The following is a 13,227-nucleotide window of genomic DNA, read 5'->3' as shown; positions in this document are numbered from 1 at the left end:
CTCTGGCATGAGAGGCCCACAATGCCCACTGACAGCCGCGACACCGACAGGAGACCATCACCCGATGCACTCCTTGAAAATGCGGAGCGCGAGACGCGAGGACGGCTGAAGATTTTTCTCGGGGCGGCACCCGGTGTGGGCAAAACCTATGAAATGCTGATGGCTGGCCGAGCGGCACTTGCAGATGGCAAAGATGTGGTGATCGGCGTCGTGGAGACGCATGGCCGCAAAGAGACACAGGCGCTGGTTAACGGTTTCGAAGTCATCGCGCGCACTCAGATCAACTACAAGGATCATTATCTCCAGGAGATGGACCTCGATGGGATCCTCGCACGCCGGCCAAGCCTCGTTCTGGTTGATGAACTCGCACATACGAACGCTCCAGGTACGCGCCACCCGAAGCGGTACATGGATGTGCAGGAGATCCTGGCACACGACATCGATGTCTATTCGACGATGAACATCCAGCATGTCGAAAGCCTGAATGATGTCGTGGCGCAAATCACCAAGGTGCGGGTGCGCGAAACAGTGCCGGATTTGGTCATCGATCAGGCCGATGAGGTCGAGATCATCGATCTGACGCCCGCTGATCTGATCAAGCGTCTGCAGGAGGGCAAGGTCTACGTTCCCGCCAACGCCAAGCGCGCCATGGAAAACTATTTTTCGCCGGGCAATCTGACTGCCCTGCGCGAGCTTGCCCTGCGGCGTACCGCGCAACGGGTTGATGATCAGTTGCTTACCCATATGCAGGCGAATGCGATATCCGGGCCCTGGGCGGCCGGCGATCGGGTTCTCGTCTGTATCGATGAGCATCCAGGCGGTACTTCACTTGTCAGATATGCCCGCCGTCTTGCGGATCGGCTTCGGGCGCCGTGGACAGCTGTTAACGTGGAGACACATCGTTCGACGCGTTTTTCAGAAGCGGATCGGAATCGGATCGCATCTACGCTGCGCCTTGCCGGCCAGCTGGGTGGTGATGCGATCACGCTCCCGGGCCGGGACGCGGCCGAGGAAATTGCACGTCACGCCCGGGAAAACAATGTTACGCACATTGTCATCGGCAAGCCGCACAAGGCACAATGGCGCGAACTCTTTGAAGGGTCGGTATCTCATGATCTGATCCGCCAGGCCGGCAATATCAGCGTCCATGTCATCTCGGGAAGCGAAGAGCATGCGGGTGCTACGGTGCGGACCGCCGAGCAGGCGCCGATGGCGAGCGTCCGGATCAGAGCCTATCTCTTGAGCACGGGCTACGTGATCGGAGCACTCGCATTCGGCCTTTTGCTCTCGAGCGTGGTTGACGTGCGCAACATTGCGCTTGTCTTTCTCATGGCGGTGCTTGCTTCCGCCGTTTCGGCCGGACTCTGGCCGGCTTTGTTCGCATCTGTTCTTAGCGCCCTGATGCTCAACTTCTTCTTTCTCCCGCCGCTTTACACGCTCAATATTAGCGATCCTGAAAGCGTCATCGCGCTAGCCTTCTTCTTTGGTGTCGCTGTCATTGCCAGCAATTTGACCGCACGGGTCCAGCGTCAGGCCTCGGCAGCACGTCAACGCGCGCGAACGACCGAAGATCTCTATCTCTTCAGCAAGAAGCTCGCCGGGACCGGTACGCTCGATGATGTATTGTGGGCGACAGCGTTCCAGGTCGCATCCATGTTGAAAGTGCGTGTGGTTCTGCTCCTGCCGGATCATGGGACAATCGAGGTAAAGGCCGGCTATCCGCCTGATGATACGCTGGACGATGCGGACATTGCGGCGGCGCGCTGGGCTTTGGAAAACAACCGTGCAGCAGGGCGGGGAGCGGACACGCTGCCGGGGGCAAAGCGGCTCTACTTGCCATTGCGGACAGGACGCATGGCGGTCGGCGTCATCGGGCTGGACAGTGACAAAAAGGGGCCGCTGCTCACACCGGAGCAGCAACGCCTGCTCGATGCACTGGCTGATCAGGCGGCTGTTGCCATAGAGCGCACGCAGCTTGTGGCCGACGTCGACCGTGCCAAGCTCGCAGCGGAGGCCGACCGGCTTCGCTCGGCACTCCTGACGTCGATCTCGCACGATCTGAAGACTCCGCTTGCGGCCATCATGGGCGCGGCAGGTACCTTGAAGGAATTTGCACCGGCCTTGCCGATTGAGGCGCGGGTGGAACTACTCGGGACTGTCATCGACGAGTCCGAGCGGCTCAACCGGTTCATTGCCAATCTGCTCGACATGACCAGGATCGAATCCGGGGCAATGGAACCGAATTTCGCGTTCCACTACGTCGGCGACATTGTCGGCACTGCGCTGAGCCGGGCCAGAAAGATCATCGGGCAGCACAAGACCGAGGTCGATATTGCGCCCAACCTGCCGATGCTGAAGGTCGATCCGGTGCTGTTCGAGCAGGTACTGTTCAACCTTCTCGACAATGCTTCCAAATATGCCCCGAAAGGTTCGTTGCTGCAAATTCGGGCCTGGACCGATGATGACTGGGTAATCCTGCAGGTCGTCGATGAGGGGCCGGGCATTCCCGCCGACGATCTGGAACGGGTGTTTGATACGTTCTATCGCGTACACAAGGGCGATCAGGTCACGGCCGGTACGGGCCTGGGCCTGTCGATATCACGCGGCTTCATAGAAGCTATGGGAGGCACCATTAAAGCGGAAAGGCGGATCGACCGGTCGGGTACTATCTTCACGATCAGGATGCCTGTTCCGAAGGAGGCCCCCAACCTGGAAGAACTCACATGACAAATTCGAGTGTAAAGATCCTGGTTGTGGATGACGAGCCACCCATCCGCAAGTTGCTCCGGCTCGGCCTCAGCACGCAGGGCTACAGTGTTGTCGAGGCTACGAACGCCACCGCCGCGATCGAACAGATAGCCCTGATGCAACCGGATCTGATTGTGCTCGATCTTGGACTGCCGGACCTGTCCGGTTATGAACTGCTACGCCGCTGGCGCGATGAGGGTTCGGGTCTGCCTGTGGTCATTCTTTCGAGTCGGACGGACGAAGGCGGAATCGTGCAGGCGCTGGAGCTTGGCGCTGATGATTACATCACCAAGCCGTTCGGCATGAATGAACTCGTCGCTCGCATACATGTCGCTTTGCGGCACAGGTTGCAACAACAGGGCGAGAGGCCCATTTTCGAGACGGGCGGGCTTTCGGTTGACCTGGTAAAACGCATCGTCAAGGTCGATGGCAAAGAGGTGAAGCTGTCGCCAAAGGAGTATGAGATCCTGCGAGTCCTCGTACAGCACGCGGGCAAGGCTTTGACGCACCGGTTTCTGCTGGCGCAGGTATGGGGAGGTTCGACGGACGTGCAGTATCTGCGCGTTTACGTGCGGCAACTCCGGCAGAAGATCGAGCGGTTGCCCGATCAACCGCAATATATCACGACCGAGACCGGCGTCGGCTATCGCCTGAGGGAAGTAGAGTGGACACCCGCGCAAGCTACCGAGATTGAATGAGAAATCGCCATGAAATTAGCCGACTATATAAAGCCGGAAAATGTAATTCCGAATCTTGATGTGTCATCCAAAACGCAGGTACTCCAGGCAATGTCCGCGAGTGCAAGTCAACTTGCCGCAGTTCCAGCCGACACGATTCTGAATGCGCTGCTAAAGCGGGAAAATCTGGGGTCGACCGGCGTAGGACAGGGCGTTGCCCTTCCGCTTACGCGTATCGCTGGCATTAGCAGACCTGTCGCGATGATTGCTCGATTGAAGCAGCCCATCGACTTTGAATCGATCGATGGCAAGCAGGTGGACATTGTCTTCCTGTCGCTGACCCCGGACGAGGAGCCCAACAAGCATCTCAATGTGTTGGCGTGTGTTTCCAGAAAGCTGCGGGCGCCCGGTGTTCTTGATCAAATGAGAGCGGCGAAAGACGCAGCGTCGCTCTACTCGTGTTTTATAGAGGAACTTTAGCGCTCAGGCGCGTTTACGGTGGGACCGGTCGGACAGGTCCTGCCAGGGATCCGCGAGCAGGCAATCATCGTCCTCGGCGCACCAGACCGCACCCAGCTGGTGCTCGCTTTGCGCAACGGCAAAATGTACGGCCGATTGCTTGTCCGCAAAAAGACCGCCGACCAGACGCTGCCTGTCACAGACGATCCAGCGGCCGTCAATGTTGCGACCGACAAGAAAGCGGTAACAATTGTTCGAGTTGTCGTGTTTTTTTACAACATATGCCATGATTTCTCACTTTTCCGGCTTGAAGCGATTGATTTTGTTGAGTTGCGTATTCGTACTAGACGCGCCAGACGAGCGGTGCGGCCTGAGCGTCGGAAGGCGTCTCGACTTGCTTGAAGATCGCGCTGGCGCCATCGTCTGTTCCGCCCAGGTGATCCAAGGCCGATCGGATATCGCCCGCTGTTTCGACGGAAACAGGCACGAGCGGCAGGCGAACTTCGTCACTCATGCCACGGCGATGCCTGAGCGCATACTTTACCGGGCATGGATTTGTATCGAGGTCAAAAGCCTTGAAGACAGGCTGCATTCTTTGCTGAATGTATCGGGCTGTGGCCCAGTCACCGGCTTTGCAGGCATCGTGCAGGGCGACGAAAACGTGCGGCAGCACGTTGGCGATGACCGAGATCATCCCGTCGCCACCCAGCAGATTAAATGCATATGCCGTCTCATCGTGGCCGGACAGCAGTATGAAGCGGTCATGGAATATCGTGCGAATATATTCGACGCGCTTGACCTCTCCCGTCGCGTCTTTGATACCGACGATCGAAGGAATCTGGGCAAGTCTGTCGAGAGTGTGCATCGTAATGTCGACGCCTGTCCTGGATGGCACGTTGTAGACGATGATCGGCAGGTTGGTGCTCTGCGCGATCGCCTCGAAGTGACGCACGATGCCCTCCTGGCTCGGCTTGTTATAATAGGGCGTGACAATGAGGGCAGCGTCGGCGCCGCAGCACTGGGCCGCGGACGTATGCGCAATAGTCAGTTCAGTGCTGTTGGTGCCTGTACCGGCAATGACCGGCACGCGTCCGCGTGAAGTTCGCACACAGGTTCTGATGATCTTCAGTCGCTCATCCCACGCAAGGGTAGGAGCTTCACCGGTGGTCCCGCAGGGGACGAGGGCATCGATGCCGCATTGTATATGCCACTCCGACAAGGTGGAGAGGGCATCATAATCGATGACGCCATTCTGGAAGGGCGTGACGAGTGCGGTCATCACGCCCTTCAATCGTGAAGGGTCGTCTTTGCTGTTCGTAGTCATGGATTTCCTCTTATTACGATCTATCTGCAGACCCGCCCCGAACGCCGGAAAGCTGCCGGCGACGGAATGGTTCACCCGCCTCATTCAGAGAGAGACACCGAGTGCGACGGCAAGTCTCAAACCGGCGGCCCCTGCCAATAGAGTAGTGAGCACCAGCAGCGTTACTAGCCTCTGGCTGTGCTTTGCGGTAAGGTTCGTTGGTTTAGTGTGATCTAGTTCTACAGTATTCATCGATATGGTCATTTCCATGCACTCCAATGATTTGGGTACACGAAAGAAATACCATGTCCGCCGATATGAATTCCATTGCGGGTTCAGAGTAAAGATATCAAGAAGTTATAAGGCTCGAATGGGTCCCAACTCTAGCGCGGCCGACCTGATGCCGGCCGCGACCGGTCACTTGAATGACGGCGGCTGCCCAAGATCGAACGACGGCGGATTACCAAGGTCGTTGCCCGGAGCGGTCGGCAAATTCAACTGGATATTCTGCAGGTCAACTGCCGCGGTTGAGTCGAGGAAATAGGTAACCATCCCCGGAAATGCGATAAGTAAACCCACGAGGATCAGCTGCAGCACAAGCCATGGGATTGCACCCATGTAGATATCGCTGGTCTTGATCGATTTTGGCGCGATGCCCCTGAGATAAAACAGCGCGAAGCCAAAGGGCGGATGCATGAAACTTGTCTGCATATTGGCGCAGATCATGACACCGAACCAGATGAGGTCGATGCCCAGTGCGCTTGCCGCCGGCGCAAGCAGTGGAATGACGATGAACGCGATTTCGAAAAAATCGAGGAAGAAGGCGAGGATAAATATGAAGATATTGACGAAGATCAGAAAGCCGACGACGCCTCCCGGCAGGGAGGTCAGCATGGTTTCAATCCAGTGACCGCCGCCGACGCCCTGAAATACCAGACTGAACACGCGCGCGCCGAGCAGAATAAATACGACCATGGCGGTGAGGCGCATCGTCATATCCATCGCCTGATAGACGAGCTTCCAGGTCAGGCGGCGGTTCAGCCAGGCAATAAACATGGCACCGACAACCCCCATCGCTCCGGCTTCCGTCGGTGTGGCAAGGCCCATGAAGATCGTGCCGAGCACGATGAAGATGAGAGCAAGCGAGGGAATCATGCCGCGAGCGCAGCGTGCCAGTAGCGGCCAGCCTCGGAGGGTGCGCGCTTCCGGTGGAAGCGCGGGAACGTGATCCGGCCTGATGATACTGAGCACGAACACCCAGCCCGCGAACAGCAGCACCTGAACGATGCTCGCTCCGGTCGCGCCGATATACATATCACCCGGCGACTTGCCAAGCTGATCGGCAAGGACGATGAGCACAAGCGATGGCGGAATAAGTTGGGTGATCGTGCCGGAAGCCGCGATGACGCCGGTGGCGTGGCGGATATTGTAGCCGTATTTCGCCATCACCGGCAGCGAAATGAGTCCCATGGCGATCACCGAGGCTGCGACGGTTCCCGTGATTGCGCCAAGAATGGCGCCGACGAGGATGACCGCGTAGGAAAGGCCGCCGCGAACGCCACCGAACAGCTGGCCGAACCCTTCAAGCAGGTCTTCGGCGAGGCCGCACCGTTCAAGGATGACGCCCATAAACGTGAAAAACGGGATGGCCAACAGCAACTCGTTGGAGAGGACCGAAAACATCTGGTAGGTGAGATTACCCAGGAAGTCCGGGCTGATTTCGCCCATTTCGATGCCAATAAAGCCGAAGAAAAGCCCGACTGCGGCGAGGGAAAATGCTGCGGGATAGCCGATCACCATAAAGATGATCAGCCCGAAGAACATCAACGGGGCAAGATTATCAGCAAAGAATGTCATCATTGAACGGGTTTCTCGTAGGCAAATTCGCGAACATAATCAGTGGTGAGGGCGAGATAGCATTTGATGAGTTCTGAAATGCCCTGCAGACCCACCAGTGCGAAGCCCACGGGAAGGCTTAACTTGACGGGCCAGAGCGGAAGACCGCCGGAGTTGGACGATCCTTCATTGGTTACCCATGACAGGACGAACCAGGGCCACGTGAAATAAATCATCAGGCAACATATCGGCAGCAGGAAAAACAGGCCGCCAAGCAAATCAATCCACGTCCTTGTTCTTTCGCTGACGGAGCCGTAAACGAGGTCGACGCGCACGTGCTCATTCAATTTCAATGTCCAGGCACCGCCCAGCATGACCATGCCGGCGAAGAGATACCACTGCAGTTCTGAAAGCGAATTTGAATTGCGGCCGTAAACGGCAAGGATGCCGCGAAACAGGCCGCCAACCCCGACATTGTGGTCCAGCCAGATCATCGTGCCGATGCTGTATCGCAGGAGCGCGTTGAAGGCGCAAACCAACGATGCAAACAAGACAAAATAGATTGCAACAATCGCTATGCGACGATTGAATTCATCGATCCAGCCCGTGATGGCCAGCCATCGTGACATGCAGTGTCCCCTCCCATTCACACCTTTCTGGCAAGTCGGCACCTCTTGTTCGAGTTTGCAGCCGGCCTTGCGGGTTGACAGAGTTAACCCAAGGAATCGAACGTTGCAATGGCGCAGGTTTCGTCAATTTCACCGAATGAAGGCAGGAGACCGCGATCCGGAGCCTTCACTTCCTGATCCAATTGCGCAATCATCGGGAGGCAAGGAGGAACATCAATGGCGACAGATTCGGATGTCTCGGGCGGCCTGACCGGGGGTTGCGTTTGCGGCCATGTACGCTACCGCATGGAAACTGCGCCGATCGTTGTTCACGGCTGCCACTGCCGTTATTGCCAGCGGATGTCGGGTTCGGCTTTCGCGGTCAACGCCATGATCGAAGCGGACCGCGTTATACTCACCGGTGAGGGCAAGCCTGATGCGATTCACACGGCCTCGGCATTGCCAGCCGGCCAGATGATCCATCGCTGCCCGCGCTGTTCCGTACCGCTATGGGCCAATCATTCCCAGCTCGGTGAGACTTTCGCGCTTGTTTACGTTGGCACGCTGGACGACGCTTCAAAGCTATCTCCCGATATTCATTGTTTCACAACAACCAAGCATTCATGGGTCGCGTTGCCGGCGGATGTTCCGGCCTTCGAAGGCAACTACGATGCGGAAAAGGTCTGGAGTGCTGAAGCCAAAGCGCGTTTCACAACGGCGATGCAAGGTGAAATATGATGAAGCAGACGGCTCTTCCCTCAGGTGAGATGGTTCCGGTGCTCGGTCAGGGAACATGGTTCATGGGCGAGGACAGACGGCAGTTCTATCAGGAAGCGGATGCATTGCGGCTTGGCCTCGATCTCGGCATGAGCCTGATCGATACGGCGGAAATGTATGGCAATGGCGGGGCAGAGGAAGTGGTCGCCGAAGCCATCGAACACAGACGCGATGAGGTGTTTCTAGTAAGCAAAGTTTTGCCATCAAATGCATCACGAAGGGGTGCCGCACTTGCCTGCGAACGCAGCCTCAAACGACTGAAATGTGAAACGATCGACCTTTATCTCCTACACTGGCGCGGTGGCTACGCGCTTGAAGAAACGGTGGCTGGATTCGAAGACCTGATCAAGGCCGGGAAAATCCGGCATTGGGGTGTCAGCAATTTCGACACGGAAGATATGGAAGAGCTTCAGGCGATAGACGGCGGAAAGGCCGTTTCGACCAACCAGGTGCTCTACAATCTCAGCCGGCGCGGTGTCGAGTTTGAGCTATTGCCCTGGTGCCAGGAACACAAGATACCGATAATGGCCTATTCGCCGATCGAGCAGGGGCGGATGCTCAATCATCCGGCACTCGCACGTGTTGCCAAGGAGTGCGGGGCAACTCCAGCCGCGGTGGCATTGGCCTTCGTTCTTAGCCACGACGGTGTCATCGCCATTCCAAAGTCGAGTACGTCCAAGCACATACGGGAGAATCGCCGCGCGGTAGATGTGAAACTGACGGCGGATCAACTCGCTGTTCTGGATGAAGCTTTCCCGCCACCGCGACGAAAACGACCGCTTGAGATGCTCTAGATTTCTCCGGAAACATCGCGCCGCTGTCTGTCCAGTTCTTCGCTGTAGCGGCGGAGCGTATGGCTTTCGGTGAGGAGGCCGATGACGCGTCGCTCGACAAGATCACTGACGACCGCCAGTTCTTCACTTTCCGCCGTGTCAAAAATAGCGGCTGCTTGTTTGGCGTTCATTTGTGGTTGCAGGAAGTCGTTCTTGTATTTGATCAGGCCGGCGATCGATTGGCCTTCGTCGGAGCTTTCGGTCACGCCCGAATGCGCCTCCGGTACCAGAACCATGCCGGCATATTTGTTGTTATCGTCGACAATGATCACGCGCTGAGTTGAACCAAGCGGGAAATCACGGCGGAACGCGTCGATGCTAAGATTGGACGGCGCCGTTCGGACATCGACACGCATAAGCTTGGCCACGGTCAGATTGCGAATCCAGCCCACATCATGTGCACTTCTGATACTTTCGCCCCTCAGGTGGAAACGCCAGGTGGCGAACGAATAGCCGAACAGATTGCGTACAGTGAGCGAGGCGGTAATCACGGCCGCAAGGACCAACACCGTTATCGGAAAATCGCCCGTGATCTCGAGGGCAAGGAACGTCATGGTCATGGGTCCGCCGATGACCGAAACGGCCAGCGCACTCATGCCGACAACGGCATAGATAACTGGTGTCAACGTCGCATGGGCGAAGACGTAGGGTGCCGAGTAGGCAAAGAGCTTGCCCAGTAATGCGCCCATGAACAGCGAGCCGAAAAACAGGCCGCCGCGGAAACCCGAACCGATGGAAATCGCCGAGGCAAACGCCTTGAGCAGCAGCACGCCAATTAAAGCCGCAATCGGAGTTGTGTTATCGAGATTGAGGTGCAGCGCGCCATGACCGCCGGAAAGGACCTGCGGTGAAATCAGCGCCAAAAGGCCTATGACTGCACCCCCAAACAATGGCCGGATCGGTCCGGGAATAAAGCTCTTTCGCGCGATCTGCTCGATAAACGCAACCCCCTTCATGAGAAGGATGCCGGCCAGTGCGCAGAAGACACCGAGAAGCAGAGCCGGGATATAATCTGCTGGGACTACTGTGCCGAAATTGCCGATATCGATGATAAAATTATCGCCAGCGAGCATCCGCGCAATAATTGTGGCGACAAGCGCAGAAACGACAACTGGCGCGAGACTAAGGATCGTATAGGAGCCGATGATCAACTCGAAGGCGTAGAATGAACCGGTTAGCGGGGCGTTGAACGCAGCCGCAATCGCACCGGCTGCGCCACAGCCGACGAGGATGCGCAGGTCCGAGCGACGCAATCGCAGGGAGAGGCCAATCTTCGAAGCAAGGCCCGATGCGAGTTGGGTGTAGCCGGCTTCGAGACCGACCGATGCACCGAATCCGTTGGATATGAGGTTTTGCGCAGTAATGATGAGGCTGTCATTGAGTGAAAGACGTCCGCCGTGCAGTGCGTTTGCCTCGATGGGGTCGACCATGGGTCGTTTGCGGTAACGATTGAGGATAAGCAGCAACAATCCCAAAATGGCGCCGCCCGTCACAGGTGCGATGAGCAAAAGGATGAGGTCATTCGTAATGACCGACGAGAGCCGTTCGCCTTCGTTCAACCCGAAAATCAGCTCGTGCATCTGTTGTGCGATGAAACTCATTGCGGTGACGGTGAAGCCCGACACGATGCCGACAGCCGCTGCCGCAAGAACGAGGCCGAGTTCGGTGCTGCGGGCAAATGCCCGCAGACGGCTTGGTGCAAGAAATATGGAGAACACGCCCAATCGGCGCAGTGCCAGTTTGCGAGACATCGTTGGCCCGGAGAGTTGGTTTTATCATCAGAGGACAGGTCGACAGCGAATATACGTCTAATGTGTCAAGGCGTTGGCACGATTCGTAGCTTTTTCAGATTGTGGCGCGCGCGAGTCCTGCGCGCCGCGCATTTCTGCGAGCTTTCGGGCAGCCGCCGCAATACATCCAGCGGAGCGCGCGAATACAGGCTATTTCATAGCCATCTGAAGCGCTGCGAGAGTCGATTCCAGCAAAACCTGTGCGCCCATTTTGGAGTGTTCGGGCTTGACGTATTCTGCTTCATTGTGGCTGAGACCATCGCGGCAAGGCACGAAGATCATGGCAGCATCGGTGACCCGCGCAAGGAAAAGTGCGTCATGGAACGCGCCCGATACCATTGGCTTCGAGGCGACACCGAGACCCGTTGCCGCCCGATCGACAGCTTGCAATAGCAGCGGAGAAAATTGCGCCGGTGGCATATCGAACGTTCGGCGGATGGTCACTGCACACCCGAACGCCGCCGCCTTTTCTTCGCAGGTTACGCGAACATGGTCCTCCAGCCGCGCCAGTTCGGCAGCGTCCGGATGGCGCAGGTCGACACTGAAGGACACCTTGCCGGGAATGGCGTTGATCGAAGCCGGCTCCACCGAAATGCGCCCAATGGTCAACCGGGCCCGCTCATCATTGGGCATGACGGAATTGTAAAGCTCCTGTAGCGCTTCGGTGACGGCCACGAGCGGATCACGGCGGAACGAGAGCTGAGTGGTCCCGGCATGAGCGGTCTGGCCCGTAACCACGACCTCAAGCCAGCGCGTGCCCTGAATCGCATGGACTATACCGATCGGGATGTTCTCGCGCTCAAGCGACGGTCCCTGTTCGATATGCAGTTCAAGATAGCCGGACAGCGGGCCTCCCAGCGGGCGCTTGAGCGCTTCCGGAAGGGCGTCGAGGGTCGCCGCAAGTTCCTCACCCAATACCTTGCCGTCTGGAGAATGGGCGGAATACCACTCGATCGGAATTGCACCCGAGGCAAAGGCCATCGAGCCCATGCAGCCCGGCGCGTATTGGCTGCCTTCCTCGTTGGTCCAGGCGACCACCTCCACGGCTCTAGGTGTCTGGATATCGGCATCCTCCAGGGATTCGAGCACTTCGAAGGCAGACAACGTACCAAGCGCGCCGTCGAAGCGACCGCCCATAGGCTGGCTGTCGAGATGACTGCCAATCAGGAAGGGCGGAAGGTCGGTGGAAAGCCCAGGGCGGTGGATGAACAAATTGGCCATCGGATCCTGGAAAACGCCAAAGCCGCGCTCCAAAGCCAGATTTGCAAGTTTAGTCCGGGCGCTCCGATCTTCGGGAGACAGTGCCCGGCGGTTGACACCGCCCGCCGGGGTTGCGCCAATAGCGGCAAACTCATCCAGCCTTTGAAGGAGACGTTCGCCATTGATCCTTGCCCTCGTGTTCATTGCAGTTTGGGTCAATCTTTTGCAATTGCCCAGGCAAGCATCTGCTCGAACAAGGTCTTGTAGCCTTTCCACGCTATAAAATCAGAAGGGAGCCAATGCGGTCCGACATCTGAGGTCCAGGCAAGCGTGCGACCCTTGCCATAGGTGCCGGTAACGAGCAGAGGCTGTGACCCGTAATCCGTCGATACGGTTGCAAGGACTTCCGCCCCGTCCTTGACGGTGACTTCGTTATAACCAAGCAGGATTGGCCAATTCGTGCCGAGGCCTCGCAATATGGGATGGTCGCCAGAACCGGTTACGACAGGGGCGAACCCCTCGGGAACCTCAATGCGGTCATCGACGGAAAGGCAAGTAACGGGCAGGACCTCTTCAACTGCCGTCTTGTGATAGCGTGCACCGCCATTGATACCCTGGAAGCTGTAGTAGCCTCCAAACATCAGCAGCGCACCGCCATTGCGGACATAGTCGCGCAACAGGCGAAGACGGTTCGGCGTGGTCTTCGAATGAATCCATGTATCGGGATGCAGAAGCAGTGTATTGGCGCCGATATCGGAGAGAATGATCGCCTCATATTCGGACAGCGCTTCAATCGTCTGAGGGAAATCGCGCTGCGCTTCGTGCGCCGGCATGAATTTCACGTCGAAGTCGCTGTCCTTCAACGCCTTCAGCAATTCGTCGGCGCCGGTGTGGTAAGTGACGGTGGGGAACTGATCGAAACCCTTGATGTGGGTCGCGGTGGAAACCCACGACTCGCCGGCGAGAAGAACTTTGTGTTTGGACATGAAAACTCCT

At 57.4% G+C, this 13,227-nt stretch carries 12 protein-coding genes; 5 read left to right on the top strand and 7 right to left on the bottom strand.

Going from position 1 to position 13,227, the window contains the following annotated elements; genetic code table 11:
- Window positions 1-21: 21 nt before the first annotated feature.
- From C7476_RS17130 to C7476_RS17120, 3 genes are read left to right on the top strand one after another with little or no spacing between them, the layout of a single operon-like run.
- Window positions 22-2,727 carry a sensor histidine kinase gene (locus tag C7476_RS17130; RefSeq protein WP_114431117.1) on the top strand — a complete coding sequence of 902 codons (2,706 nt, stop codon included), beginning with the start codon at window positions 22-24 and terminating at the stop codon, window positions 2,725-2,727.
- Complete coding sequence (locus tag C7476_RS17125) at window positions 2,724-3,446, top strand: response regulator transcription factor (protein WP_114431116.1); 723 nt, start codon at window positions 2,724-2,726, stop codon at window positions 3,444-3,446. The genes C7476_RS17130 and C7476_RS17125 overlap by 4 nt, the downstream gene beginning before the upstream one ends.
- 9 nt (window positions 3,447-3,455) lie before the next feature.
- Window positions 3,456-3,905, top strand: a complete 450-nt coding sequence (locus C7476_RS17120) for a PTS sugar transporter subunit IIA (RefSeq protein ID WP_114431115.1) — start codon at window positions 3,456-3,458, stop codon at window positions 3,903-3,905.
- A 3-nt stretch (window positions 3,906-3,908) separates the two neighbouring features.
- On the opposite strand, the gene C7476_RS17115 is transcribed toward C7476_RS17120, so the two are convergent.
- The 4 genes from C7476_RS17115 to C7476_RS17100 all read right to left on the bottom strand — a co-directional run bounded on the left by C7476_RS17115 (window position 3,909) and on the right by C7476_RS17100 (window position 7,652).
- Window positions 3,909-4,172, bottom strand: a complete 264-nt coding sequence (locus tag C7476_RS17115; RefSeq protein ID WP_181872482.1) for a hypothetical protein — start codon at window positions 4,170-4,172, stop codon at window positions 3,909-3,911.
- A gap of 55 nt (window positions 4,173-4,227) precedes the next feature.
- On the bottom strand, window positions 4,228-5,208 hold the full coding sequence (dapA, locus tag C7476_RS17110; protein ID WP_114431222.1) for a 4-hydroxy-tetrahydrodipicolinate synthase: 981 nt from the start codon (window positions 5,206-5,208) through the stop codon (window positions 4,228-4,230).
- A 396-nt stretch (window positions 5,209-5,604) separates the two neighbouring features.
- On the bottom strand, window positions 5,605-7,047 hold the full coding sequence (locus C7476_RS17105) for a TRAP transporter large permease (RefSeq protein ID WP_114431114.1): 1,443 nt from the start codon (window positions 7,045-7,047) through the stop codon (window positions 5,605-5,607).
- Window positions 7,044-7,652: a TRAP transporter small permease subunit gene (locus C7476_RS17100; protein WP_114431113.1), complete on the bottom strand. Its 609-nt coding sequence runs from the start codon at window positions 7,650-7,652 to the stop codon at window positions 7,044-7,046. The genes C7476_RS17105 and C7476_RS17100 overlap by 4 nt, the downstream gene beginning before the upstream one ends.
- Before the next feature lie 216 nt (window positions 7,653-7,868).
- Here C7476_RS17100 and C7476_RS17095 point away from each other — a divergent pair, with 216 nt between their 5' ends.
- Both C7476_RS17095 and C7476_RS17090 read left to right on the top strand, forming a co-directional pair.
- Window positions 7,869-8,369, top strand: coding sequence for a GFA family protein (locus tag C7476_RS17095; RefSeq protein ID WP_114431112.1), 501 nt, complete (start codon window positions 7,869-7,871; stop codon window positions 8,367-8,369).
- On the top strand, window positions 8,366-9,202 hold the full coding sequence (locus C7476_RS17090; RefSeq protein WP_114431111.1) for an aldo/keto reductase: 837 nt from the start codon (window positions 8,366-8,368) through the stop codon (window positions 9,200-9,202). Before C7476_RS17095 ends, C7476_RS17090 begins: the two co-directional genes overlap by 4 nt.
- Here the strand turns inward: C7476_RS17090 and C7476_RS17085 are convergent.
- The 3 genes from C7476_RS17085 to C7476_RS17075 all read right to left on the bottom strand — a co-directional run bounded on the left by C7476_RS17085 (window position 9,199) and on the right by C7476_RS17075 (window position 13,217).
- Window positions 9,199-10,992: a chloride channel protein gene (locus tag C7476_RS17085; protein WP_114431110.1), complete on the bottom strand. Its 1,794-nt coding sequence runs from the start codon at window positions 10,990-10,992 to the stop codon at window positions 9,199-9,201. The two genes, C7476_RS17090 and C7476_RS17085, sit on opposite strands and share 4 nt — an antisense overlap.
- 189 nt (window positions 10,993-11,181) lie before the next feature.
- A complete protein-coding gene (locus C7476_RS17080) occupies window positions 11,182-12,435 on the bottom strand; it encodes a Zn-dependent hydrolase (protein ID WP_114431109.1) in 1,254 nt (417 codons plus the stop codon).
- A gap of 11 nt (window positions 12,436-12,446) precedes the next feature.
- Complete coding sequence (locus tag C7476_RS17075) at window positions 12,447-13,217, bottom strand: glutamine amidotransferase (protein WP_114431108.1); 771 nt, start codon at window positions 13,215-13,217, stop codon at window positions 12,447-12,449.
- Between the last annotated feature and the right edge of the window lie 10 nt (window positions 13,218-13,227).

Source organism: Phyllobacterium bourgognense, from assembly GCF_003337575.1.
In the GTDB taxonomy this organism is placed as follows: domain Bacteria; phylum Pseudomonadota; class Alphaproteobacteria; order Rhizobiales; family Rhizobiaceae; genus Phyllobacterium; species Phyllobacterium bourgognense.
This window is presented reverse-complemented; position numbering and strand designations above follow the sequence as displayed.

Excerpts from the sequence above, each read along its gene's own strand:
- C7476_RS17130 (WP_114431117.1), top strand. The coding sequence starts at position 22 with ATGCCCACTGACAGCCGCGACACCGACAGGAGACCATCACCCGATGCA.
- C7476_RS17125 (WP_114431116.1), top strand. The coding sequence starts at position 2,724 with ATGACAAATTCGAGTGTAAAGATCCTGGTTGTGGATGACGAGCCACCC.
- C7476_RS17120 (WP_114431115.1), top strand. The coding sequence starts at position 3,456 with ATGAAATTAGCCGACTATATAAAGCCGGAAAATGTAATTCCGAATCTT.
- C7476_RS17115 (WP_181872482.1), bottom strand. The coding sequence starts at position 4,172 with ATGGCATATGTTGTAAAAAAACACGACAACTCGAACAATTGTTACCGC.
- dapA (WP_114431222.1), bottom strand. The coding sequence starts at position 5,208 with ATGACTACGAACAGCAAAGACGACCCTTCACGATTGAAGGGCGTGATG.
- C7476_RS17105 (WP_114431114.1), bottom strand. The coding sequence starts at position 7,047 with ATGATGACATTCTTTGCTGATAATCTTGCCCCGTTGATGTTCTTCGGG.
- C7476_RS17100 (WP_114431113.1), bottom strand. The coding sequence starts at position 7,652 with ATGTCACGATGGCTGGCCATCACGGGCTGGATCGATGAATTCAATCGT.
- C7476_RS17095 (WP_114431112.1), top strand. The coding sequence starts at position 7,869 with ATGGCGACAGATTCGGATGTCTCGGGCGGCCTGACCGGGGGTTGCGTT.
- C7476_RS17090 (WP_114431111.1), top strand. The coding sequence starts at position 8,366 with ATGATGAAGCAGACGGCTCTTCCCTCAGGTGAGATGGTTCCGGTGCTC.
- C7476_RS17085 (WP_114431110.1), bottom strand. The coding sequence starts at position 10,992 with ATGTCTCGCAAACTGGCACTGCGCCGATTGGGCGTGTTCTCCATATTT.
- C7476_RS17080 (WP_114431109.1), bottom strand. The coding sequence starts at position 12,435 with ATGAACACGAGGGCAAGGATCAATGGCGAACGTCTCCTTCAAAGGCTG.
- C7476_RS17075 (WP_114431108.1), bottom strand. The coding sequence starts at position 13,217 with ATGTCCAAACACAAAGTTCTTCTCGCCGGCGAGTCGTGGGTTTCCACC.